This is a genomic window from Pseudomonas sp. 210_17 TE3656, assembly GCF_054821965.1.
Map to the genome: position 1 here is coordinate 4,842,277 of NZ_JBTRBC010000001.1, position 22,896 is coordinate 4,865,172.

Here is a 22,896-nt window from a genome sequence, read left to right on the forward strand (position 1 = left end):
TGTATCTGGCTAGTTTATTGTGGTGTTGTTCTTGTAGGTTATGAAGTTTGTTAGAGTGCTTTAGTCGTGATTTTACGTGACCGGCAAGCAACTGGGTGTAACCGAAGAGAAGCTGGAATACGCCTACGACCTGCTGGGCCGGTTGACACAAGAAACCACACCGCAAGGCGTGCTGGGCTACGAGTACGACCCGCTCAGCAACCTGACCACGCTGACCCTGCCGGACGGGCGCAAGGTCAACCATCTGTACTACGGCAGCGGCCACCTGCACCAGTTGAACCTGGACGGCCAGGTAATCAGCGACATGGAGCGCGATGACCTGCACCGCGAGGTGTATCGCACCCAGGGCAAACTCACCAGTTGCTTTGGCTATGACGCGATGGGGCGCAAGGCGTGGCAGTTCGCCTCGACCTTGCCAGCTGACAAACTCTCACAAGTGCATAACAGCGGGATCAACACCTCGTTGCTGGTGGAGCATGCCTACAACCCGGTTCACCGCCGCTACCAGTACGATCCAGCGGGTGAATTGGTACGCACCCTGGACAAGCTGCGCGGCGAGATCAAGTACGAGTACGAAGCCAACGGCCAGTTGCACAGCCGCGATACCGGTTCGCTGATCGGTAGCGAAGAGTTCCGCTACGACGCCGCAGCCAACCGGCTGAACTTCAACACCAGCCAGTTCGACAAGGTCAAGGACAACCGCATCAGGCAGTGGCGGGATCAGGAGTATCGTTACGATCCCTGGGGCAACCTGATCGAGAAGCGCTCGGGGCACGGCAAGCTGCAGAGCTTCAGCTACGACTGTGAAAACCGGTTGGTTCGTGCCGAGACGTTAGTCAACGGCAAGCTGGAGAGCACGGGTGAGTATCGTTACGACAGCCTCGGGCGGCGGGTGGCCAAGCAGTCGGAGATCAATGGCAAGGCCGAGCAGAAACGCTTTCTCTGGCAAGGGCTGCGGATGCTGCGGGAGGAGGTGCCGGGGCAGAGCAGTCTGTACCTGTATGAGCCGGGTAGTTATGCGTCACTGGCGCGGGTCGATCAGGCTGAAGGCGAGGAACAGAAGCTTTACTACTTCCACACAGACCAAATCGGTACGCCGCTGGAAATGACCGACAGCGAGGGCGAGATCGTCTGGCAGGCGACGTACCGTTCGTGGGGGAGATAGAACAGCTCGAAGTCAATGACGTCGAGCAGAACCTGAGATTTCAGGGGCAGTACTTCGACAGCGAAACGAGTCTGCACTACAACACATTCCGCTACTACGATCCTGAGGTGGGAAGGTTTAGTACTCAGGATCCTATTGGTCTGAACGGTGGATTCAACCTTTACCAATACGCTCCGAATCCATCATCTTGGATTGATCCATGGGGATGGATGCCATTTTGGAAGCCTTTGAAACCTGATGGAATGGGGCATCACCCCTTCCCACGCGCACATGCAAATGCTCATGGGTTTCCAGAGCTCGGAACTAAACTCGACTCCCCATCATGGTTCCCTAATGAGCTCGAGGGTTCTGATAAGCTGCATCAGCAGTTTCATGAGGCTATAAAAAAAGAAGGGGTTCCGTTTAATAGTAAATTCGAAGGAACTTCCGATGAGTTGATCAAGAAGCTGGACAAAGCCTATGAGGGATTCCCCCAAAAAGGGACTCTAAAAATCCCGCGTTCCGGTCAAGTCCTTGCAAAAAATGTAACGATTGGGGAAACACTAACCAAGTCACTTGGCAAAGGGCCAGGTAACAGTTCAGCAGGAGGGTGTGGCTAATGAAACGAGATGCTTTGATAGAGTTGTATACGCCCGGGATTGTTGTCTTCGATCCTGTCATTCTTTCGGATTTTATTAAAAATAATGGCGTAATTGATTCGAATATTTTTGAGGTGCTTTTGCGAGATGAAAATTTGGGGCGAGCGGCTGTTGAGCAAGGAGTGATATGTCCGATATATCAAATATCTGAGCAGGAGTATTCTGTTTTCATAGTAGGTGCGATGGGGGGTGAGGTTTTTCTGCCTACTCCTAAATTTAGTTATTCAGGTTTTCCACTTAAGGTTAGTTCTGGCGTTTTGATCGTATCTGATCTCAACGCACTTTTTGATTGGGATGACGACTTTTTCTTGAACTATAAGCTCAGGTATGGTTCTCGTCTCCCAAGTAACGACTATATTGAGGTTGAGTCAGGGTTGTATAGTTTGACCATAAAAGGCTATGTCGGGCTAAGTAAGCCATTTTCCAATTTTGGCTACGGCCTCGAAATGAGGCTTGTGCAGGATTTACCCATCATTGGCGAAAGTTCTTCCGTAGATGATTTGGATTTTGAGTTAGAGAGGTGATGACATACGCTGGTAAGTCTAATTTAATTAAAGAGGCAGTGAAAAGAGGTATATATAATCCAAATGGTGCAAGTAACGGATCTGCACCGCCCACAACTTCTGCTGAATCTTTAGCAAATGGTAAGCCACTGCATAGTGGTGGGCATCTCGGGTCGTATTTTGATGCTGCACGTAGTAGGTTGACTCTCTCAGAACAGAAGATTGGAAATCTTACTACGGCTTCCGATAAGCAAATCCTCGGGAAGATTAGAGCAGTTGAGCGAAGTATGAGAATGAGTTTAGGCGCCGACGTGCTGCGCTTACAGAATACTGATCCGAGACCCAAAGGTACTCGGTAAACTTGTTAAGGAGGAACTATGAAATATTATATTCTTCGTCATGAGGATGCTGGTGGTGAATTCATCGATGGTGAGGTTAGCTTGCACCCGTCAATTGAGGGTTACTATCAAACTGGAAAGAGCGTGGTGTCAGCTGGTACGGTGGTCAAGGTAAAGCTAGACAAGCCAATAAAGAAATTGAATAGTGATTTTTTCTTCACTACATCGGGCGCTTTTTTTGTTTCGGGTAAAATGAGAGAGGTTCTTGAAAAACATCATACTTTGATCGAGTTCTATGAAGCCGATATACAATATTTTGGAGGGGTGAGCGTTGAGGGGGAGTATTATTTTATTCACGTAAGCTGCAAGGTGCCATGTTTTGATTATTTTAACTCTGAATGCTCTGGGAAGGTGATGGTTCTTGATAGGATTAGTAAAAAAGAGCTTTCGCCTGATTATAAAGTTAGGGGTGTAAAAAAAATGGCGGTCGTGGAGGGCGAGACATCGGGTTTGGATTTTTTCTTTGTTGATAATGTTATATGGATTGATCCCATCATAACGGAGTCTGTTGTGATATCTGTTGCGGCGGAAAAATTGAATTTGAATATTGAGCAAATTTAGGCTTAATTGTGGTGGTTTTTATGTTTCATAAATTATCTATTGAGCTTTTCAATTGGGTTTGGTGTTGTGTGGAAGTGTTTTAAAGTTAATTATTTGGCGGCTTTTTTAACTAAATACCTGTGGTGGAACACTCAGACCTAGGTCGAGCGCTATCAGGACTGTTCGGGCAAAGTACCTCCTATCGCTACGATGAGCGCCAGTACCTGGTGGCGGTGACCGATGCGCTGCAGCAGACCACCACACTGGAACGCAAGCCAGACGGTGAAGTCCTGCGCATCAACCATCCGGACGGCACTGCGGAAAACTTTACCTACAACGTCTATGGCCAGGTGCTCAGCCACGCCGACGGCAAGGGCCAGGTCACCCGCTTGCAACGTACAGCGCGTGGCTTGCCGAGCAGCCGCCAGGATGCCAAAGGGCAGCAGATACGTTACGAGTACGACAAGGCCATCCGGCTGACCGCGCTGGTCAATGAAAACAACGCGACCTACAGCTTTGCCTACGATGCCGCGGATCGGCTGAGCGAAGAGGTGCGGGTGGATAACCTGACGCGGCGTTTCAGCTACAACGAAGGCGGTCACCTGACCCGTGTTGACGAAATCGGCTACGGCGAGAATGGCGAACGGCCGCAACGCGAGACGCTGTTCGAGCGCGATGCGATTGGCCGACTGATTGCCAAGCTCAACCGTGATGCACGGCAGCAGTATGAGTACGACGACGGTGATCGGTTGCTGAACATTCAACGCCAGCCAACCATGACCGGTAAGCAACTGGGTGTAACCGAAGAGAAGCTGGAATACGCCTACGACCTGCTGGGCCGGTTGACTCGGGAAGTCACTGCCGATGGAGCCCTGAGCTACGAGTACGACCCGCTCAGCAACCTGACCACGCTGACCTTGCCGGATGGCCGCAAGATCAACCATCTGTATTACGGCAGCGGCCACCTGCACCAGTTGAACCTGGACGGCCAGGTAATCAGCGACATGGAGCGCGACGACCTGCACCGCGAGGTGTACCGCACCCAGGGCAAGCTCACCAGTTGCTTCGGCTATGACGTGATGGGACGCAAGGCGTGGCAATTCGCCTCGAAGCTGCCTGCCGACAACCTCTCACAGGTGCACACTTCCTGCATTTCACCCGTACCGCGCAAGGTACGCTGACCGACATCAGCGCCACTGGCGGCACCCGCGTGCACCTGCACTACGACTATCCGCTGGGTCGCCTGACCGAGATCAAACGGCTGGTCAACAACCAGGCGGTCGAAACCCTGACCCAGTACCGCTACGACGAGCAGGGTCAGCTCAGCACGGTGATCAACCGCAACGGCGACAGCGTGCGCAGCTTCAGCTACGCCGACGGCCTGATGGTGAATCACCGCAACGCGCTGGGCCTGGGTTGCCATTACCGCTGGGAAGCCCGGTAAAACCGCACCCCTCAAAACTTGGAAAAATTGATCGCATCGACAATGATCGAGCCGCCAATACCGGTCAGCGAAAGCAGCAATGCCCGCACCAGCGGCTCTTCCGAGTAACGCGAGAAGGCACCGGTACTGAGCGCAGCAACGCGGGCACGGATCATTTCCAGCTTGTCCTGTTTCAGGTTGTCTTCAACAGCGCGCAACAAATAATCATCGATACGCAGCAAGGCGATGCGCCGTGCTTTTTCGGCCGCGCGGCGCAGCGATATCGCTGAGCTGAGCAGTATCACGGCGGTGAGCAGAAACGAAATGACAATGCTCGGCGGGGTCGGCCAGTTATCGAAGTAGCTGCTGCGCGAGGCGATCATGATCAACAGGACGACAGTCGGTGCATAGATCAGGCGATTGACCGCCGCCGTACGCTTGGCGATCAGGACCATGTCCATCCAGTCGTCGATACAGGGGTGCGCCGGGGTTTCAAAGATTTCCTTATGCTCGATTCGCAAAGGCTTTGGCCAGATACCGTGGAGATTGCTCAATTGGTGGATGAAGCGCGTGAGCAGGCGGTTGGCGTCCACCACCCAGAACACCAGCAGCTGGAAGAGGACAAAGGGCAGTAGCCAGCTCCAAAGCCATATTGGCGAGTTGCCCCGAACCGGGATGCTCTCCATGGGCCATACCACCATCAGTACGCTGGTGATCACCAGGAAAAACCAGGTGGCGAGCGCCGCCCGCAGCAAGCGCGCGGTGAAGGTGCCGCATTCGCAATGCTCGCGCCAGAAGCTCGAAATGAACACCAGCGGGCGCGGGTCACGGCTGGCAGGCAGGCGCAAGGCACGCCGGGTCTTGTCGCTGATGTGCGGGATATCGCTTGGCGACAGCGGGAAGATGATCTTGAACAGCCAATGCCCCAATTGATTGAGCCAGTGGCGCCATGACCATTTTTTGTAGCGTTGATTGAACAGCGGAAAATGTCGCCACAGCCTTGCCCGGTAAATGGGCGTTAAATGGCTCAGGTGGTAGAGGTTGCGGATCTCGATGCGGTTGATCTGCAGGTTGCGCCAACCCCAGAACAGCGCCGAAATCGAGATCAGTGCCGCCAGCAGGCGCAACGCGACGGTAGGCCAGGCGCTGATGCCCTGGAACAGGAACATCGGCTCACCCAGGCCGTTGTCGGTCAAGTCGCGGCGAACCTGGTACGCCCACAACAACGCCAGGATAAACACGACCAGCGGCACCAGGATGTACCACCCCGAGGCGTCGAACAAACCGGCAATGCCGGCAGCACCCCGTCCAGGTCGCAAGGATACGGGCGTCGTTCGGCGAATCAGTTCGGCGCAAATAATCCCCAACAGGATCAGCACGAAGGTGATCCACATGAATTCCACTCGCCAGTACAGGATACCGACCAGCGCGGACAGGGCAGACGCCGCATAGAGCGATATGGGCAACCTGCAGACCCAGGGCGGGAGCTGGTAGAGGAATTTCGAGTCTGTCTGATCCGCAGAAGGGGGAGGTACTGTGTTGACCAGACTTCTGTTGGTCCACCACCAGCCCAGCGACAATGCCAGCAACAGCAAGATCCACGACAGTGGCCCGGCCCCGAAGAACGACAAGCGCGCAGTAAAGTCTTGACGCATTGCCGGGGACATTTCCGGAAAGGGGAGTTCTGCGCGGTCCTGTAAACAGCGCAATGCCATGATGTCTTGCGGACGCACTCGGCTGATGCGGTCGGAGCGCCGTGAATCTGGCGCTGCACAATCCTCTGGGCGTGACTTGTTCAGTCGGCTTGCGAGGGGAATGAAACCTTTTATTCCCACCTCGTAGATACCCGGCGAGAGTAACCCGGACTTGTTGTAGTCGAATTTTGCCCGCTTGGCATCGAAGCTTTGCGGCGCTTGCGCCGTCAGCACGGCGATGAATACGGCACTTTGCAAGCTGTCGCGAAACGGCGGTACATCCTGTTGCAGGGCCCGGGTCAGGGTCAGGCCATAGGGGGCTGCCAGCACCAGGTTGCGGGTGGTCTCGGCCTGGCCGCGTTGCAACATGCGGGCATCGAGATCCGTGGAGAAATATACCTTGTGCGGCATTCGCGACTTCAGCGCTTGCAAGGCGAGTAATTTGTCATAGGTATCGAGCCCCAGGATGCCGATGGCACCGATGCCGTTTTCACCTTTGCGCCGATAAAGCTCGTCTTCTTCGGCGATGTGGTCGGCCAGGCGGCGCAGGTAATCGAGCTGGGAGTTGCCATCGGACTTTTCCAGGGGGCTGGTGTCCAGTTCAAGGCTGTCTTTGCTGCTGTCTTTGCCAACGGCCCTGTCTGCGCTGGCAGCTTCCTCCGGAAGGCGTCCGTCCAGGCCGCGCAGGTAGCTGAAGCGCAGTACCCATTCATCGACGGAGGCCTTGTTGTCATCGCTCAACCTGGCGGTTTCGACCACCTGAGACTTGAAGCTTTCTATCAATGCCCGGCTGTAAAAACTGTCCCACTCGGAGATCAGTGCGATGCGATTCTGGCGTTGGAAGCCTTTGCGACGACAATCGTTGCCGACGCGCATGACCGCGTTCGGTGCACACTGCAATCCGGTGACAGGGTCGACTTTGCGCAGTTTCAGTTCGTCGAGCAGCAGGGTTGTCATGGTGCGGTCGTCGCTGATGGTGCGCAGCAACTTAAGCGTCTGTTTCGGGTTATCTGTGTTCGCTTGTGGCTGGCCTGGACGGCCTTTGGGCTTTTCGAACCCGCGCAGCAGCATCTTCCTGTCGGCGGTGGCCAAGGGTGAGTAAATCTCTATGTTGGGCGGTACCACTTTGCCCTGGTATTCCTGGCGGTACATGTCACGCAGCACGGTCGAGTCGGCAGGCCCGATGACCTTGAGGATTCTATCGTCGAACGGGGTGCAGGTTGCGGGCGAGGACGTCCCATCAAGCGCGCTGACTTTGCACGACAGGGTCTGGCGCAGCTGTTCAAGCTTTTGCAATGGCTCGGTGCCGAGATGGCTTTGTTTGAGCCAGAACAAAATGGTGCGGGCGGACGGATGCGCGTTGTCGTCCATATCAGTCGGTGGATCGAAAGGGTTGGCGACAAAGATTTCATAGGGCAGTTCTGCGCGCCTGCGATTGCCTTGCCCGTCGTCTTGTGACGCGATCGGACTGTCTTTGAGGTTGTCTGCCAAGGTCAGGCAGCGGATGTTCTGTTCGTCCTCGGGCACCATCCGCGCGGTCTTGAAGCCGGCGAGCATGGCGTAACGCATGCGTCGGCGCAGTTCCACTTCCTCGGCGTAGGGCCCACCTTCGACCAGGGCAACCATGATGCTGGTCGGTTCTGCGTCTGTTACTTTGGACGCTTCAGCCGGGCCCTGCGCAGAGGCCGGATCGGCCATTTCTGCTGCGGGGCTGTATGAAGTCCGGCGCAATTGTGAGAGTTGCACCTGGAGCTGGTCAGATGGGGCCGATGATTTGTCAAACAGCTCAGGGATGCATTCAGCGCCGGCCAGCTGGCTTTTGTTGTCTTTGAGTCGCTTGCGGTAGCGCTCCAGTGCATCGAAAGGGTCTTGCCACAGGCGTGCTTCTATCGGCAGCTGTGTCTGGAACTGCGCGCCAAAGGGGCGTTGCTCGAGGAACGGGGCACGGGTGAGTGCAAAGGTGGAGACAATCAGGCTAAGAACAATCGCACTGCCAGGCAGCCAGAAACCGAGGTTGCTCCCCGAGTCATTGCCGTTCATTTCTCTGGCCCTCAGGTGTCGAACCGACCACCAGGAACAAGGTAAAGAACCCAATCGAGGAGCGCGCTTCGTACTAAAGGGCCTTGGCCATCGCTGAAACTCGCCAGTTTATGAGCCTGCTGGCGAGACCGGTTCCAGTCGCTCTGTGACTGCCAGGGTACCGGTGCTTCTGATAATTGTAGTTCAGCTGGTCAATTGTCCAGTTTGGATCCGGATACGGCTGTGAGCGTTACTTACGGCCGCAGCCATCCGGCCAGGCATCAGATATAGATAAACACCAACACCAACGCCGCCACCACTGCCCATTTCTCCAGGTAATAACGGGTGCGGTTGCGTTTCTTCAGCGCCTTGCCGCGTGCGCGGATTTTGTAGATACGGGTGAACAGGCGGTTGATGCCGCCAGTCTTGTCACCGGCATCGTTGGGCGCGGCGGCTGCGGCCATGACGCTACGGCTGAACCAGCGGTTGAAGGCGCTGGCCCAGCGATATTTGAGCGGACGCTCGACGTCGCAGAACAGGATGATGCGGTTGTGGTCGGTCTGGTTGGAGGCGTAGTGGATGTAGGTCTCGTCGAAAATCACCCCTTCGCCGTCGCGCCAGGCGTAGTTTTCGCCGTCTACACAGATGTAGCAGGCGTCGTCGTTCGGCGTGTCCAGGCCCAGGTGGTAGCGGTAGGAGCCTGCATACGGGTCGCGATGGCGGACCAGTTTCGAGCCTGGTGGCAGGGTGGCGAACATCGCCGCTTTGACGCTGCCGATGCCTTGTAGCAGTTCGGTGGTGCGCGGGCAGAGTTTCATCGCCGAGGGGTGACTTTCGCCGTACCACTTCAGGTAGAAACGCTTCCAGCCGCTCTTGAAGAAGGAGTTGAAACCGACGTCGTCGTAGTTCTGCGAGCTTTTGATTTCACCGACATGAAGCAACTGCTGGGCTTCGGCGCGGATTTCCTGCCAGTTGTCTTGCAACGGCTTGAGTTCGGGGAACGACTCGACCGGCAAATAGGGCTTGGCCGGGAGCTTGGAGAACAGGTAGAGGAACACGTTCACCGGCGCGAGGAAGCTTGAGTGGTCACCTAGCTGGCGGCTGATTTTGTGCCTGACGCGCCCGCGAAAATGGACGTAGGCAATTGAAAAAACAAACAACAAAACAAGGAAGATTTTCATGGGCGGATACTTGTCGATGTGGCGATGCGCCATGGCATGAGCTGGCCAGCATAAACAATCACAACCGGGGTTTGTACTAAATGTTACCGGGTCGGTGCCCGACATTAGTCATAGGCGCAAAGGTTTGCTTTTAGGCTTTATAAGCTTTTTCGCGGGCCTGTGGGAGCGGGCTTGCCCCGCGAAAAGGTCGCTACTACTTTCTGGTCACCTTGCCACCTGGCACATGCAGGTATGACATCACACTCTCGGTCAACTCGGTAGCCAGTTTCACCGCTTCCTTGTTGCGCGCCATGACCCCGGCCACCAGGCCTTCGATCAGCGCCAGCACGGCAATATTGGAGCTGGTCAGCACCGGATGATCGGCGGGGGCGAACAACACGTGACGGGCGATCGGGGCAAGCGGCGAGGCGGGCGAGTCGGTGATCGCCAGCACTGTGGCACCGCGCTCCTGGGCAAAGCGCGACAGTTGCAGGGTGTCTTGAGAATAGCGCGGCAGGGCGATGGCCAGCAGCACGTCCTGGTCGGTGATCGCGGCCAGCCGGTAGGCAGCATTCTCGTTGCCGCCTTCCATGCTGATCGCGCAAGCGTCGGCGCAGAACGGCACCAGGGTCGAGGCCGCCAGCCCGGCCAGATAGACGCTGTTGCCGAAGCCCAGCACATACACCTTGCGCGCGTTGATCAAGCTGCTGACGAAGGCTTCGAAGGTCTCGGCCTGGTTGTTGCTGCTGGTGGTGGCCAGGTTGCTGCTGGCGCTCTGGATCTGTTCATGCAGGCCGAAATCACCACCGGGGCGCTGGGCCAGCTCGTTGCGCAGCTTGTCTACCGGCGAAACCATCTGCTGCAGGGTCGCCACCAGCTCGGTTTTCATGCCGCTGTAGCCACCCAGGTCGAGGGCCTTGGCCAGACGATTGACCGCCGCCGGCGAGGTCGCGGTGGCCTGGGCCATTTCTTCGATGGTCAGGGTCGCGGCCTTGAGCGGATGGCGCAGGATGTAGTCGGCCACTTTGCGCAACGAGGGTTGCAGTTCGCTCAGGCTCTCCGACAGTTTGCGCATGACCGGCGAGGCGTAGACGGTGGTGTTCTTCGTAGTGCTCGGCATCCGGCGCACAGCTCCCTGAAAGATTGGCGCTAGTGTATCCCAAGGCACTCCCCGGCGCGCGGCCGGGGCGTGCTGCGGGAAGTTACTTGAGGCTGCCGGCGAGAAACTGCTGCAAGCGCTCGGACTGCGGCCGTGCCAGGACTTCACGCGGGTCGCCGCGCTCTTCGGCAATACCCTGATGAAGGAACAGCAACTGGTTGGACACCTCGCGGGCAAAGCCCATCTCGTGGGTCACCACCACCATGGTCCGCCCCTCCTGGGCCAGGTCCTGCATGACCTTGAGCACCTCGCCGACCAGCTCCGGGTCGAGCGCCGAGGTCGGCTCGTCGAACAGCATCACCTCCGGCTCCATGGCCAGGGCACGGGCGATCGCCACCCGTTGCTGTTCGCCACCGGACATGTGCGCCGGGTAAGCGTCACGGCGATGGCTGACGCCGACCTTATTGAGGTAATGCTCGGCCTTGTCGCGGGCTTCTTTGCGGTTCATGCCGAGGACATGCACCGGCGCTTCCATGACGTTGTCCAGGGCGCTCATGTGCGACCACAGGTTGAAATGCTGAAAGACCATGCTCAGTCGTGCGCGCAGGCGTTGCAGCTGACGCGGGTCGGCGGCGCGCAACCCGCCACGCGGGCAACTGCGCAGTTTCAACTGTTCGCCGTTGACCAGGATCTGCCCGGCGTTGGGCTGCTCGAGCAGGTTGATGCAGCGCAGGAAGGTACTCTTGCCCGAGCCGCTGGAGCCGATGATGCTGATCACATCACCCGCTTTGGCGTGCAGCGAGACACCCTTGAGCACCTGGTGGGTGCCATAGCTTTTGTGCAGGTCCTGAATTTCCAGTTTGTTCATCAGTCGGTACTCGGTGGTGTCAGTCGCTGAGCAAGCGACCCTGGCGAATGGGAGTGCTGCCGGCGACCTTGGCCAGCCACAGGCCGGGCTGGGCAAAACGCAGGCGTTCGCGGGCGTAGAGGATGCCGTCGGTGGTGGCCCTGACGATGCTGTGGCGATCGCTGAGCGGATCGATGACCTCGAACAGCGGATCACCGACCCGGACCTGGGCACCCAGTGGCTGCAGGTAGCTGACCACGCCGGGGTGTTCGGCATAGGCGTACTGCGCACCGGCAAACGGCGCGGCCTGACAGCAGTGGCCTGGCGCATCCGGCCATGCGCCACTGATCAAACCCTGGTCGGCGAGGTAAGCAAGAATCTGCTCGGCGCTGGCCTGGCACGGTTCGCGTTCGGTGTCGGCCATGCCGCGCAGTTCAATGGTTGTGGCGACGCAGGCCAGCGGGATCTCGGCTTCGGGGAAGAAATCGGGCAGTTTCACCCAGGGCACCGCGCAGGCTTCATCGAAGGCATTGCCACCGGCGTCCTCGGCCAGCAGCGCTGCCTCGGCACCCAGGCGCGCCGCCAGCGAGCGCAAGCGCGGCCAGTTCTGCGGCAGGGCGTAAAGCAGCATCACCGATTCGAAATCGCAATGCAGGTCGAGCACCAGGTCCGCGTCGCACGCCTGTTGCAGGAGCAGGCGGCGCAGGCCGTCGAGCTCCGATTGCGCAGGTGGCAGTGCGGCGAGGATGGCAAGCATGGCGTGGCGGATGGTTGCCACGTTGGCTTCGCCATCGCTACCCAACTGACCTTCCAGACGCTCGACCAGCGCCTCGGTCAGTGCCGGAAAATCGCGGTTGAAGTTCTTGCCACTGTTGAATTCGAAGCGGCCCTGATGGGTGGCCTGGAACATCTGGCCGATACCGATCGGGTTGGCCAGCGGCACCAGCTCGATCACTCCGGTCAGCCGGCCCTGGGCTTCCAGCTCGCGCAGGCGCGCCTTGAGCTCGACGGCCACGCGCATGCCCGGCAGTTCATCGGCGTGCAGCGATGCCTGGATGTAGGCCTTGCGCGGGCCGCTGCCGAAGCGGAACAGGCTCAGGGTGCGCCGGGTGCCGCAGGCACTCCACGGCAGGATGTGTTCAATGTGCTGCATGAAAGCTCCTTAGTGCTTGCGCGGGGCCAGGTAGGCCAGCCAGCGGCGCTCGGCCAGTTTGAACAGGCGCACCAGCATGAAAGTCAGGACCAGGTAGATCAGCCCTGCGGTAATGAACGCCTCGAACGGCAGGTAGTAGCGCGCATTGAAGGTTTTCGCCGCGCCAGTGATGTCGACCAGGGTGACGATCGAGGCGAGGCTGGTGGTCTGCAGCATCATCAGCACCTCGTTGCTGTACTGCGGCAGCGCCCGGCGCAGGGCCGACGGCAAGAGGATGCGGCGGTACAGGGTCAGGCGTGACATGCCCATGGCGCGCGCGGCTTCAATCTCGCCCCGTGGGGTGGAGCGCAGGCTGCCGGCCAGCAACTCGGCGCTGTAGGCACTGGTGTTGATGGCGAATGCCAGGCAGGTGCAGAAGGTCGCGCTGGACAGGTACGGCCACAGCGGGCTGTGACGCACGGCTTCGAACTGGGCCAGGCCGTAGTAGATCAAGAACAGCTGCACCAGCATCGGTGTGCCACGGATCACATAGGTGTAGAGCCAGGCCGGGTAGCGCAGCAGGCACGCACGCGAGACCCGCATCAGTGCCAGCGGGACCGCCAGTACCAGGCCGCAGCCCAGGGAAATCAGCAGCACTTTGAGCGTCAGCAGAATGCCGTTCAGGTACAGCGGCAGGTTCTGCCAGATCAGGTGGTAGTCGAGCATCATCGGATTGATCCCCTCACAGCTCAGCGGCTTTGAAGCCGACCGAGTAACGTTTTTCTACACCGCGCAACAGCAGCAGCGACAGGCTGGTCAGCAGCAGGTACAGCGCTGCCACGGCGAGGAAGAAAGTGAATGGCTGATGGGTGGCGTCGGCGGCGTTCTTGGCCTTGAACATCATGTCCTGCAGGCCGATCACCGAGATCAGCGCGGTGGACTTGGTCAGCACCAGCCAGTTGTTGGTGAACCCGGGAATCGCCAGGCGCACCATCTGCGGCACGCTGATCCGCCAGAACACCTGCACAGCGCTCATGCCATAGGCCGCGCCGGCTTCGGCCTGGCCTTTGGGAATGGCCAGAAAGGCCCCACGGAAGGTCTCCGACAGGTAGGCACCAAAGATGAAGCCCATGGTGCAGACCCCGGCGATAAAGGGGTTGATGTCGATGTACTGCTCGTAACCCATCCCAAGTGCCAGGCGATTGACCAAGTCCTGGCCGCCATAAAAAATCAGCAGAATCAGTACCAGGTCAGGAATGCCGCGCACCACCGTGGTGTAGACCTCGCCCAGTGTCGCCAGCCATTTCAGCGGCGATAACCGGCAGGCTGCGCCGATCAGGCCCAGGCTGATGGCCAGGGCCATTGCCAGCAGCGCCAGGTTGATGGTCAGCCAGGCGCCATCGAGAATGCTCGATCCATAGCCGTAAAGCATGATGAAAGTCCTCGCCAGCCGGGCTTACTGGCCGTAGATATCGAACGGGAAGTATTTGCTCTGCACCTGTTGGTAGGTGCCGTTGGCGCGGATCGCGGCGATGGCGGCGTTGAGGCGGGTCAGGTTGGCGCCGTCACCCTTGCGCACGGCAATCCCGGCGCCGCGGCCGAAGTACTTCGGGTCGCTGATGTCCGGGCCGACCAGGGCAAAGCCTTGACCGGCGGGCGTCTTGATAAAGCTCTCTTCGGTATTGACGATGTCGGCGAGGGTGGCGTCCAGGCGCCCGGAGGCCAGGTCGAGGAAGGCTTCGTTCTGCGAGGCATAGCGCACCACTTCGACACCGGCGACTTCCAGCTGCTCGGTGGCGAAACGGTCATAGGTGGAAGCGCGCTGCACCCCGACTTTCCTGCCCTTGAGATCGACCAGCGGATCGTTGATCTGGCTGCCGGCCTTCATCGCGAACTTGCCGGGCGTGTGGTAGTACCTGGCGGTGAAATCGACCGATTTCAGCCGGTCCTCAGTGATCGACATCGACGACAGTACGGCGTCGATCTTGCGCACCTTCAATGACGGAATCATCCCGTCGAACTCCTGGATCACCCACTGACACTTGACCTGCATCTGCGCGCACAAGGCATTGCCGATGTCGTAGTCGAAGCCGGCAAGGTCGCCTTGCGGGGTGCGGTAGGAGAAGGGCGGGTAGGCGGCTTCGATGCCAATCCGCAGGCTGCCTTCGTCGGCCTGGGTCAATGCGCTGCAGGCACAGAGTGCCAAGGCGCCTAGAAGTCCGGTCTTGTTCATATTGTTGACTCCGGTGGTGGGGCTCAGGTGCAGATAGAAATGACATGTTTAATTTCAGAAATCAAATTCATGAAAATAAAAATATCAAAAAGGCGACTGACGGCTGCTGGCGCGGAGCGTTAGACTGGGTGGGACGACGAAAGAAAAGGGAGGCAAGGGCATGAGCCAAGGCGATCGCGAAACCGGCGAGCCCTTCAAGCGGCTGTTCTTCGCCGTGGACTGCACACCGACGCAACGCCGGGCCATTGCCCAATGGCGTAGCGAGCTCGGTATGGACAATGGCCGGCCGGTGCCGTCGGCGAATTTCCATCTGACGCTGATGTTTCTTGGGACTGCAGGCACGGCGCAATTGCCGGCCATCCTCGCGGCGGCTGCGGGGGTGAAGGTGCCCGGCGAGGCACTGACCGTGGGGCTAGACCGTCTGGAGGTCTGGCGCCGGGCCAAGGCTCTGGTGCTGGCTCCCAGCCAGACGCCGGTGGCCTTGCGGCAGTTGGTCTATGCCTTGCAGCAGGCCCTGTTGCCCCTGGGTTTTGCCGAGGCGCCGAGAGAGTATCGCCCGCACCTGACCCTGTTTCGCGACTTTCACGGCCCGGTACCGGAAGCGTTGGAACCGGCGCAGTTCAGCCTGCGAGCGCGTCACTTCACCTTGTTTGAATCGCGTAGAGGGCGGTACTGGCCACTGGCGCATTGGCCGTTGCACAGGGATTAGGTGAGGGGCACGCCGCCTTCATCGTCGGTGTTCTTGGGGATCTGGCTGTTCCCGTGACGCGCCAGGCAACAGCGGTGCCCGTTTGGCGCTATAGGGCTGGGTAGGCCCATTGATGAGTCATTGATTTGGTGAGCGTGAGTGCAATTGGCTAGGGTGTTACGTTCAATCTGGAATGGGTAGTTAGCTGGCGATTCGACGCTTGGGCTCGGCTCGAACTTGCGGTGCTTTTCGGGCTAAGCCATGAAGGCGTCATTCCATAATGCATCTCCTTACTCGACGGTCTACCACGATTTCTCGATATTAAAAACCTAGTAATTTTGACAGTTGCAGGTCACTCCTCCGTACGGGAACAATACGAGCGAAAACGACGGATTAATCGTAAGTAAGGAGTGTGGGCGATGAAGTTAAATGACTTTAACGTTTATTATGGAAATGAACTTGTCTCCGATCCCGATGTGCAAGATCTAGTGACGGGCTGCATCGGTAACGAATACCATGGAAATACTTTTTATGGTTTTCCTCCCGCTCGTGATGTTTCATTCAAAGATGAAAAGCTCACATGGAGACTTGAGCATCCAGATTCATTGATTGAAAATCGCGCTAAAAAGCCTGACTTGTATGAGGTCAAGCTCGATGATAATGGCGAGGAGCGCGTTGGAAGCATAAGTGTTTATAGGTGGTTAGTGGGCGAGGGGAGCGCTCATTTGGTAACGAGTTCACTGCGTCAGGCACTTCTGCGCTTGCCAATCAACGCTGAATTTCACGACAATGGAACATATTATCGGATTCAACTGCGAGATATCCGTGTCTACCCGCCTGAACGTGCAGAGGTTGTAGTTATGTTAAAGCCGCTAGGGGTGGAGCGTTGAGCGTCTGAAGTGTCCTGTTCTGGAGATGCTCTGAAGTAGCCAGTTATATTTGGTTTGCTTCACCCCTCACTGATTCGACGAATCAGTGAGGGGTGACCCTGTCGCAGGTCAAGCCCACGGGTAGAAGCGGGCTTGCCCCGCGATGCGGCCTAGAACTGCGGCGTGTACTTCACGGAAAACATGAAGTTGCGCGGCTCGCCAAAGTTGTTGTTGCCACTGAGCTGGTTGTAAGCCGCCACGTAGTAGCGTTTGTCGAACAGGTTTTTGCCGTTCACCGCCAGGCTCACCTCAGGCGTCAGCTGATAGGCCAGGCGCGCATCCCACACGGCATAACCCGCTACGTCGTAGGTGTGTTCGTAACCCAGGGTGTGGCTTTGCGCGGTGAAGCCCAGGCCTGCGCTGACCTTGCTCCAGTCCCCCGGCAACTGGTAGTCGCTCCATACCCGCAGCATGTGTTTGGGCGTCCAGGTGCTGAAGGTCTTGCCTTCGTTCTCCGGGTCGTCCAGGTATTTGGTGGTGTTGTAGGTGTAGCCGGCAAACAGTTGCAGGCCGCTGAGTACCTCGCCGCTGATCTCGGCTTCGATGCCCTGGCTGCGCACCTTGCCGGAGGCGGTGGAGCAGTACCAGTCGTCGCAGGCAAAACCTGAGGCCAGGTCCTGGGTCGCGCGGTTTTCCTGGTCGAAGCGGAACACTGCCAGGGAGGTATTGACCCGGCCGTCGAACAGCTCGCCCTTGATACCCATTTCGTAGTTGCTGCCGATGATCGGTTTGAGCACCGAGCCACTGACGTCACGCTCGGACTGCGGGACAAAGACGTCGGTGTAGCTGGCGTACACGGCCCACTCGCGGCTCAGGTCGTAGATGATACCGGCGTAGGGCGTGACTTCACCGGATTCGGTCATGGTGCTGGGGGTATTGACCGTGGCCGCGTGAGTGATCGCGGCGTAGTTGGTCGAATCGTAGGTTTGCTCGAACCAGCTTACTCGCGTGCCAAGTATCAGGGTCAGCGGCTCGGCAAGCTTGACTCGCCAGCTGCCATACAGACCTTTCTGGCGTACGTCGTAGGCGCTACCGGTGCCGCGGCCGCCGGGGTTGGCCAGTAGGCTGTCGTAGTCGATGTCAGGGCGGTGGTGGTCGATATCGAACACATTGTCGTCGCTGGCATTGAAGGTGCGGGCGAAGAGGTCATCGGTGGTCAGCCTGGAGTAGTTGCCGCCCAGTGTGACCTCTTGTTCCAGGCCGAACCCCTCGAAGCGACCGACTACGTTCATGTCCACACCCACTTTGGTGGAGTCGAAATCCGTCACCCAGTCGGCGTACGTCACACCGCTGCCATCGAATTCCAGGCCGTCGCCGGTGGATTGCACGCGCTGGTGGGCAGAGGTGTTGGTTTCGCTCATGCGCACGCCGGCGACGCGAAACTTCCAGTCGTCGTTGAAGCGGTGTTCGAGGTCGGCGTAGAGGGTGGTGACGTCGATTTCCGAGTGGTTCCAGCGCGAGCCGGTGAAGGTCGAGCGGGGTACGTCCAATGGGCTGCCGTCGATGTAGCGCGGCAGGCCACGCAGCATGGGCCGCGACTCGGCATCGGAGCGGCTGACCGCCAGGCCCAGGGTGGTGTCTTCGCGCAGGTCGAAGTCGAGGGCGCCGTACAGCGAGTGGGTCTTGCTCCATTCGTAGTCGATGAACGAATCGCTCTGGTCTTCATCGGCGACAAAGCGTCCGCGCACGGTCCCGGCGTCGTTCAGCGGGCCGCCGACATCCAGTTGCAAGCCGTAGTGATCCCAGCTGCCGGCCTTGCCGGTAACGGTCACGGTCGGCGCGCTCTGGCCGCGTTTGCGTACCAGGTTGACCGCGCCACCCGGGCTGCCAGTGCCTTGCAGCAGGCCCGAGGCGCCGCGCAGGACTTCCATGCGGTCGAAGAAAATCAGGTCCTGGGTTGCCCAGTTGCCCAGCGAGTAGGTGTTGCGCGGAATCGGCACGCCGTCGTACTGCCAGTCATCGATCTGAAAACCACGCGAAGAGATGATCAAGCCCGGGCCCACGCCCTGCAGGCCGACCAGGCCGGTGGTCCTGTTGACGGCGTCCTTGAGATCGACGATGTCCTGATCGTCCATCTGCTTGCGGGTCATGACCGACACCGACTGGGGGATTTCCTTGAGCGTGTGAGTGCCCTTGCCGATGGTGATTGCCCGTGCGGCGTAGGAGCCCGAACCCTCGGTGGTGGCGCCCAGGCCGCTGTCGTTGATGCTGGTGGCACCCAGCTCCAGGGCATCGCCGGCATCGATGTCCGCCAATACGCTGAAGTTGCCCTGGTCGGTCACCAGCAACTGCAGGCCACTGCCGGCCAAGGCCGTTTGCATGGCCTGCACGGCGCTCATGCGACCGGCGATTGCCGGTGCCTGCTTGCCCTGCACCAGCGCAGGGTCGAGGGAGACGATGCGTCCGCTCTGGCTGGCGATGGCATTGAGGCTGCTGGCCAGGCTGGCGGCTGGCAGGTTGAACGACAGCAGCTGTTCCTGGGCCGCTGCGCCAGTGGCAAGGCTGGCCATGGCAACGGCCACAGGAAGGGCGTGGGACCAAGGGTTGAGCACGGAATACTCCTGATGAAAAGGTGTTGTCAGGAGATAGGTGCGACGAGAAATGAAAACCGGACACAAATACGATTGATTTTCATAAGTAATTTTTCAAGACGGATTTTTCGCCCGGATCAGGGTCAGCCACGGGCTGTAGTGTTCGACCCGTACCGGCAGGGTTTCGGCCAGGGCGGCGAAGGCGCGTTGCGGTTCGTCGAGGGGGAATACCCCCTGCACCCGTAGTCCGCGGACCTCAGGTTCGACCCGGACAAAACCGCGGTAGTAGGGGCGCAGCGCCTCGACCACGGCTTGCAGGGAATCATCCAGCACATTCAGGCGCCCGTTGAGCCAGTCGGCGCGGTGGCGCTGGTCGTCGCTCAGGGCTTCGATGCGCTGCGAGTGGAGCAGGGCGGCACGGCCTTCGTGGATATCCAGCTCGGCGCCATCGGGCAGTCGTGCCCGGACCGAATGCTCAAGCACCACCACACGGGTGGCGTGCGCTTCCTGGCTGACCAGAAAACGTGTGCCCAACGCGCGCACGTCGGCCTGGGCACTGCGCACGTGCAACGGGCGTGTGGGGTCGGCGGCGACCTGAATCAGCAAGCTGCCCTGACGCAGGATCAGCAGGCGTTGCTGCGCGTCGAACTGCAGGTCGACCGCGCTGTCGGCATTCAGGCTCAGACGGCTACCGTCGGCCAGAGTGAAGCTGCGCCGCTCGCCGCGACCGGTGCGCATATCGGCCAGCAGCGCTTCGCCCATTTGGCTGCGCGAGCCCAGCCACAGGCCGCTGCCAAGCACACCGAGGGCGGCAATGCTGCGCAGCAGATCGCGGCGCGAAGTCGTCGGTTGCAACAACACCCGGCGCGCTTCCCCGGCCTGGCCCGGCGCCCGGCGGTCGAGGCTGCGCACCGTCTGGCAGGCGCCGCCGAGGCGCTCTTGCAAGCGCTTCCAGGCTTGGGCATGGCTGGGGTCGCTGGCAAGCCACAGGTCGAACTGGGCCTGCAGTACGGCGTCGGGATTGCCGGCGCTCAAGCGCACCATCCAGTCGATTGCGCCTTCGGCGGCAGGGTCCAGGCGCGGCTGCTTCATGGTGCCAGCTCGCTCAGGTAGCACTGCTGCAAGGCCTGTTTCATGTAGCGACTCACGGTGCGCTCAGACAGCTCGAGCTTGCGCGCGATGTCCACATAGCTCAGCCCGTCCAGCTGGCTGTAGAGGAAGGTGGCCTTGACGATCATCGGCAAGCCGTCGAGTACCTGGTCGATGGTCACCAGCGCTTCGATCAGCAGCAGTTGTTCTTCCGGGGAGGGCGCCAGCGGTTCGGGCAGCGCCGACAGGCGTTCAAGGTACGCCAGCTCCAGCTGCCGGCGACGGTGGCGATCGAAGATCAGGCGACGGGCGATGGTCGAGAGGTAGGCGCGCGGTTGCTGGATGCTTTCCGGGTCGACCCGGGCCGCGAGCATCTGGCAGAAGGTTTCGGCGGCGGTGTCTTCGGCGTCGGCGCGGTTGCGCAGGCGCTTGTGGATATGCTGCAGCAGCCAGCGGTGATGGTCGCTGAAAAAGAAGCCCAGTTTGCGGGTCGACGGGTTTTGCACCGGTGGCTGTCCAGACGTTAGTGAAAATCGTTCTCAATGCTACCTGTCTCTTGTCCGACAGTGCAATTGTTCGCTTCACACAACGGCAAAGGGGCCGCAGTGGCGGCCCCTCGGGGTGGTGCATCAGGCAATCGGGATCAGCGGGTCGGCGGCGGCCAGTGCAGTGGCGCGGTCAGCTGCTGGCGGGTAGATCCAGGTGGTGTTGATCTGGGTCTTGAGGTCTTTGGCCTCTTTGCGCAGCAATTTGACCTGGCGATCCCAACCCTCGGTGTACACCGCACCCCAGGCACCCAGGTCCAGGCAGGTAACGTACTTGGGCTGGCTGTAGGGCGTAGGTTCGACGCCGAGCAGGTCGGCGGCGACGTTGTTGCCGCTGTGACGGCCGAGGACGATGGCGTGCTGGCAGGACATCACGGCGAAATTGCCCAGCTCGTCGGTTGCAGCGTAAGCCACGTCACCGGTGGCGTAGACGTGCTCCTGGCCTTTGACCTTGAGGTGGCGGTCGACGTGCAGGCGGCCTTGCCCATCACGTTCGCCTGGCACTTGTGCGGTCAGCGCGCTGGCGCGCACACCGACAGTCCAGATCACGGTTTTCGCCTCGATCCGCTCGCCATCGGCGAGGGTCACGCCGTCGACATCCACACCCGCTACCGAGGCGTTGACCCGCCACTCGACGCCCAGGGCCTCGGACGCTTCGATGATGGTCGGGCTGATGCCTTCACCCAGGGCCGCACCGATCCTGGCACCACGGTCGACGATGATTACCCGCACCTTGGCGTCGGCACCGAGAATGGCGCGCAGGCGTTCTGGCATTTCGGTTGCGGTTTCGATCCCGGTGAAGCCACCACCGGCCACCACCACGGTGTTGCGTGCAGCCGATTCCGGCAGCGTGGCCAGCGACTTGAGGTGCTGCTCAAGGCGCGCTGCCGATTCGATCTGGTCGACGTCGAAGGCGTGCTCGTTGAGCCCGTCGATGTTCGGGCGCCACACGCCGCTGCCGGCAGCCATCACCAGGCGGTCGTAGCTGATGTCGCTGCGCTGGCCCTGGGCGTCGGTGTAGCTGACACGCTTGCCGGCCACGTCGATCTGCTCGGCAGCACCCTGGATGAAGTTCACCCCTACGGCATTGAACAGGTCGCCGAGGGGCGCTTTCATCTGATGCACGTCCGGCTCGTAGAAGCGCGGACGAATGCGCAGTTCGGCTTGTGGCGCGAGGACGCTGATGGCGACATCGCTACGGCCGTGCTGGTCCAGAAGGCGGGCTGCGCTGAGCGCGCTCCAGACACCACCAAAACCTGCGCCGACAATCAGAATGTGCTGTTTCATTGGTTGCTCCACAGAAAGAGATTGTTGTGTGAACGGGGGGCGTTGAAGGCAGCCTTGGCTGCGCCGAACAACTACGACTGTATTGGTCGTAGTTGTTCGGCGCAAGTATTTTTTCCTGTCGATCCGTGCAGCGATCCGGGTAACCTTGTGCGTTCACTGCTCTAATTCAGCCTTTCTTCATAGAATATGGGCTTGTGGCGGGTGACCGAAAACCGACGTGCGGTAGCGTCTGGGGACGGCTGGAGCGTGGAAAGCCTGTAAAGGCTGTTAATATTGCGACAAAGTTAGTCGGAGATTGTCATGTCACTGTATAGCGCCGGGGTGGAGTACGGCATCCATTGCCTGGCCTTCCTGGTCGATGAGCTGGGTGATAGCCGTGAAGCCAGTGTGCGGGATCTGGCCGACCTGCAGGGGGTACCTCAGGAGTACCTGGCCAAAGTCTTTACCAAGCTGGCCAAAGCCAAATTGGTGGTCGCCACCGAAGGCGTGCGCGGCGGCTTCAAACTGGCCCGGCCGGCAGACGAGATCAGCGTGCTGGATATCGTCACGGCCATCGACGGGCGCAAGATGATCTTCGAGTGCCGGGATGTGCGTGATCGCTGTGCGCTGTTTGACGGCTCGCCGCCGAGCTGGGCGCAGGAAGGCACCTGCTCCATTCATGCGGTGATGCTGACTGCGCAAAAGCGTATGGAAGAAGCGCTGGCCCAGCAGACCATCCTCGACATCGCCCGGCGCGTGGGGCGCAAGGCACCGCCGGAGTTTTCAGCCCAGGTGGTCGACTGGATGAACGATCGCCGTGCAGGCAAGGCGGCCGGGGATATCCCGCTGGCGGATGTTTCCGAGTAACCCCGGGTGGGAGGAGCTACCTGTGGGAGCGGCGGTGCGACGACTCGACTTGCCCCGCGACGCGATGTAACTGGCAGCTTGCAATCGCGGGGCAAGCCCGCTCCCACTGGCAGTTCCCACTGGCAATTGT

General features: G+C 59.4%; 19 protein-coding genes and 2 pseudogenes. 9 read left to right on the forward strand and 12 right to left on the reverse strand.

Annotated features, from left to right (window positions below):
* Positions 1 to 82: 82 nt before the first annotated feature.
* The 6 genes and pseudogenes from ACVI9W_RS22495 to ACVI9W_RS22520 all read left to right on the forward strand — a co-directional run.
* A pseudogene (locus ACVI9W_RS22495) lies at positions 83 to 1,764 on the forward strand (RHS repeat domain-containing protein); the annotation flags it as partial.
* Complete coding sequence (locus ACVI9W_RS22500) at positions 1,764 to 2,327, forward strand: hypothetical protein (protein ID WP_461531255.1); 564 nt, start codon at positions 1,764 to 1,766, stop codon at positions 2,325 to 2,327. The pseudogene ACVI9W_RS22495 and the gene ACVI9W_RS22500, both read left to right, overlap by 1 nt.
* Positions 2,327 to 2,665 carry an AHH domain-containing protein gene (locus tag ACVI9W_RS22505; protein WP_425356109.1) on the forward strand — a complete coding sequence of 113 codons (339 nt, stop codon included), beginning with the start codon at positions 2,327 to 2,329 and terminating at the stop codon, positions 2,663 to 2,665. The genes ACVI9W_RS22500 and ACVI9W_RS22505 overlap by 1 nt, the downstream gene beginning before the upstream one ends.
* Positions 2,666 to 2,683: 18 nt before the next feature.
* Positions 2,684 to 3,265: an imm11 family protein gene (locus tag ACVI9W_RS22510; RefSeq protein ID WP_461531256.1), complete on the forward strand. Its 582-nt coding sequence runs from the start codon at positions 2,684 to 2,686 to the stop codon at positions 3,263 to 3,265.
* A gap of 96 nt (positions 3,266 to 3,361) precedes the next feature.
* A pseudogene (locus ACVI9W_RS22515) lies at positions 3,362 to 4,401 on the forward strand (type IV secretion protein Rhs); the annotation flags it as partial.
* A 53-nt stretch (positions 4,402 to 4,454) separates the two neighbouring features.
* On the forward strand, positions 4,455 to 4,688 hold the full coding sequence (locus ACVI9W_RS22520) for a hypothetical protein (RefSeq protein ID WP_461531257.1): 234 nt from the start codon (positions 4,455 to 4,457) through the stop codon (positions 4,686 to 4,688).
* Between the two features lie 11 nt (positions 4,689 to 4,699).
* On the opposite strand, the gene ACVI9W_RS22525 is transcribed toward ACVI9W_RS22520, so the two are convergent.
* From ACVI9W_RS22525 to ACVI9W_RS22560, 8 genes are all read right to left on the reverse strand, one after another.
* A complete protein-coding gene (locus tag ACVI9W_RS22525; protein WP_461531258.1) occupies positions 4,700 to 8,401 on the reverse strand; it encodes a hypothetical protein in 3,702 nt (1,233 codons plus the stop codon).
* A 260-nt stretch (positions 8,402 to 8,661) separates the two neighbouring features.
* The gene (lpxO, locus tag ACVI9W_RS22530; protein WP_461531259.1) at positions 8,662 to 9,561 is read right to left on the reverse strand and encodes a lipid A hydroxylase LpxO; all 900 of its coding nucleotides are present in this window, start codon (positions 9,559 to 9,561) and stop codon (positions 8,662 to 8,664) included.
* Between the two features lie 193 nt (positions 9,562 to 9,754).
* Positions 9,755 to 10,660 carry a MurR/RpiR family transcriptional regulator gene (locus ACVI9W_RS22535; protein WP_342625086.1) on the reverse strand — a complete coding sequence of 302 codons (906 nt, stop codon included), beginning with the start codon at positions 10,658 to 10,660 and terminating at the stop codon, positions 9,755 to 9,757.
* A gap of 82 nt (positions 10,661 to 10,742) precedes the next feature.
* Positions 10,743 to 11,507, reverse strand: coding sequence for an ABC transporter ATP-binding protein (locus ACVI9W_RS22540; protein WP_461531260.1), 765 nt, complete (start codon positions 11,505 to 11,507; stop codon positions 10,743 to 10,745).
* A 19-nt stretch (positions 11,508 to 11,526) separates the two neighbouring features.
* A complete protein-coding gene (locus ACVI9W_RS22545; RefSeq protein ID WP_461531261.1) occupies positions 11,527 to 12,639 on the reverse strand; it encodes a succinylglutamate desuccinylase/aspartoacylase family protein in 1,113 nt (370 codons plus the stop codon).
* Between the two features lie 9 nt (positions 12,640 to 12,648).
* A complete protein-coding gene (locus ACVI9W_RS22550; RefSeq protein WP_461531262.1) occupies positions 12,649 to 13,347 on the reverse strand; it encodes an ABC transporter permease in 699 nt (232 codons plus the stop codon).
* A 13-nt stretch (positions 13,348 to 13,360) separates the two neighbouring features.
* A complete protein-coding gene (locus tag ACVI9W_RS22555; RefSeq protein ID WP_461531263.1) occupies positions 13,361 to 14,050 on the reverse strand; it encodes an ABC transporter permease in 690 nt (229 codons plus the stop codon).
* A 24-nt stretch (positions 14,051 to 14,074) separates the two neighbouring features.
* Entirely contained in the window at positions 14,075 to 14,851 is a 777-nt protein-coding gene (locus ACVI9W_RS22560) for an ABC transporter substrate-binding protein (protein WP_461531264.1), read from the reverse strand.
* A gap of 160 nt (positions 14,852 to 15,011) precedes the next feature.
* On the opposite strand from ACVI9W_RS22560, the gene thpR reads away from it, so the two are divergent.
* Both thpR and ACVI9W_RS22570 read left to right on the forward strand, forming a co-directional pair.
* Entirely contained in the window at positions 15,012 to 15,560 is a 549-nt protein-coding gene (gene thpR, locus ACVI9W_RS22565; protein WP_461531265.1) for an RNA 2',3'-cyclic phosphodiesterase, read from the forward strand.
* Between the two features lie 398 nt (positions 15,561 to 15,958).
* Positions 15,959 to 16,429, forward strand: coding sequence for a hypothetical protein (locus ACVI9W_RS22570; protein ID WP_461531266.1), 471 nt, complete (start codon positions 15,959 to 15,961; stop codon positions 16,427 to 16,429).
* 149 nt (positions 16,430 to 16,578) lie between these two features.
* Here the strand turns inward: ACVI9W_RS22570 and ACVI9W_RS22575 are convergent, their stop codons facing one another.
* The 4 genes from ACVI9W_RS22575 to ACVI9W_RS22590 all read right to left on the reverse strand — a co-directional run bounded on the left by ACVI9W_RS22575 (position 16,579) and on the right by ACVI9W_RS22590 (position 21,920).
* Positions 16,579 to 19,020, reverse strand: a complete 2,442-nt coding sequence (locus ACVI9W_RS22575; RefSeq protein WP_461531267.1) for a TonB-dependent siderophore receptor — start codon at positions 19,018 to 19,020, stop codon at positions 16,579 to 16,581.
* Between the two features lie 93 nt (positions 19,021 to 19,113).
* Complete coding sequence (locus tag ACVI9W_RS22580) at positions 19,114 to 20,091, reverse strand: FecR domain-containing protein (protein WP_461531268.1); 978 nt, start codon at positions 20,089 to 20,091, stop codon at positions 19,114 to 19,116.
* Positions 20,088 to 20,594: a sigma-70 family RNA polymerase sigma factor gene (locus tag ACVI9W_RS22585; protein WP_157192139.1), complete on the reverse strand. Its 507-nt coding sequence runs from the start codon at positions 20,592 to 20,594 to the stop codon at positions 20,088 to 20,090. Before ACVI9W_RS22585 ends, ACVI9W_RS22580 begins: the two co-directional genes overlap by 4 nt.
* A gap of 123 nt (positions 20,595 to 20,717) precedes the next feature.
* Positions 20,718 to 21,920 (reverse strand): NAD(P)/FAD-dependent oxidoreductase, encoded by a 1,203-nt coding sequence (locus tag ACVI9W_RS22590; RefSeq protein WP_461531269.1) that lies wholly within the window; start codon positions 21,918 to 21,920, stop codon positions 20,718 to 20,720.
* Positions 21,921 to 22,220: 300 nt separating this feature from the next.
* Between ACVI9W_RS22590 and ACVI9W_RS22595 the strand changes: the two genes are divergently transcribed.
* A complete protein-coding gene (locus ACVI9W_RS22595) occupies positions 22,221 to 22,766 on the forward strand; it encodes an RrF2 family transcriptional regulator (protein WP_461531270.1) in 546 nt (181 codons plus the stop codon).
* Positions 22,767 to 22,896: the final 130 nt, after the last annotated feature.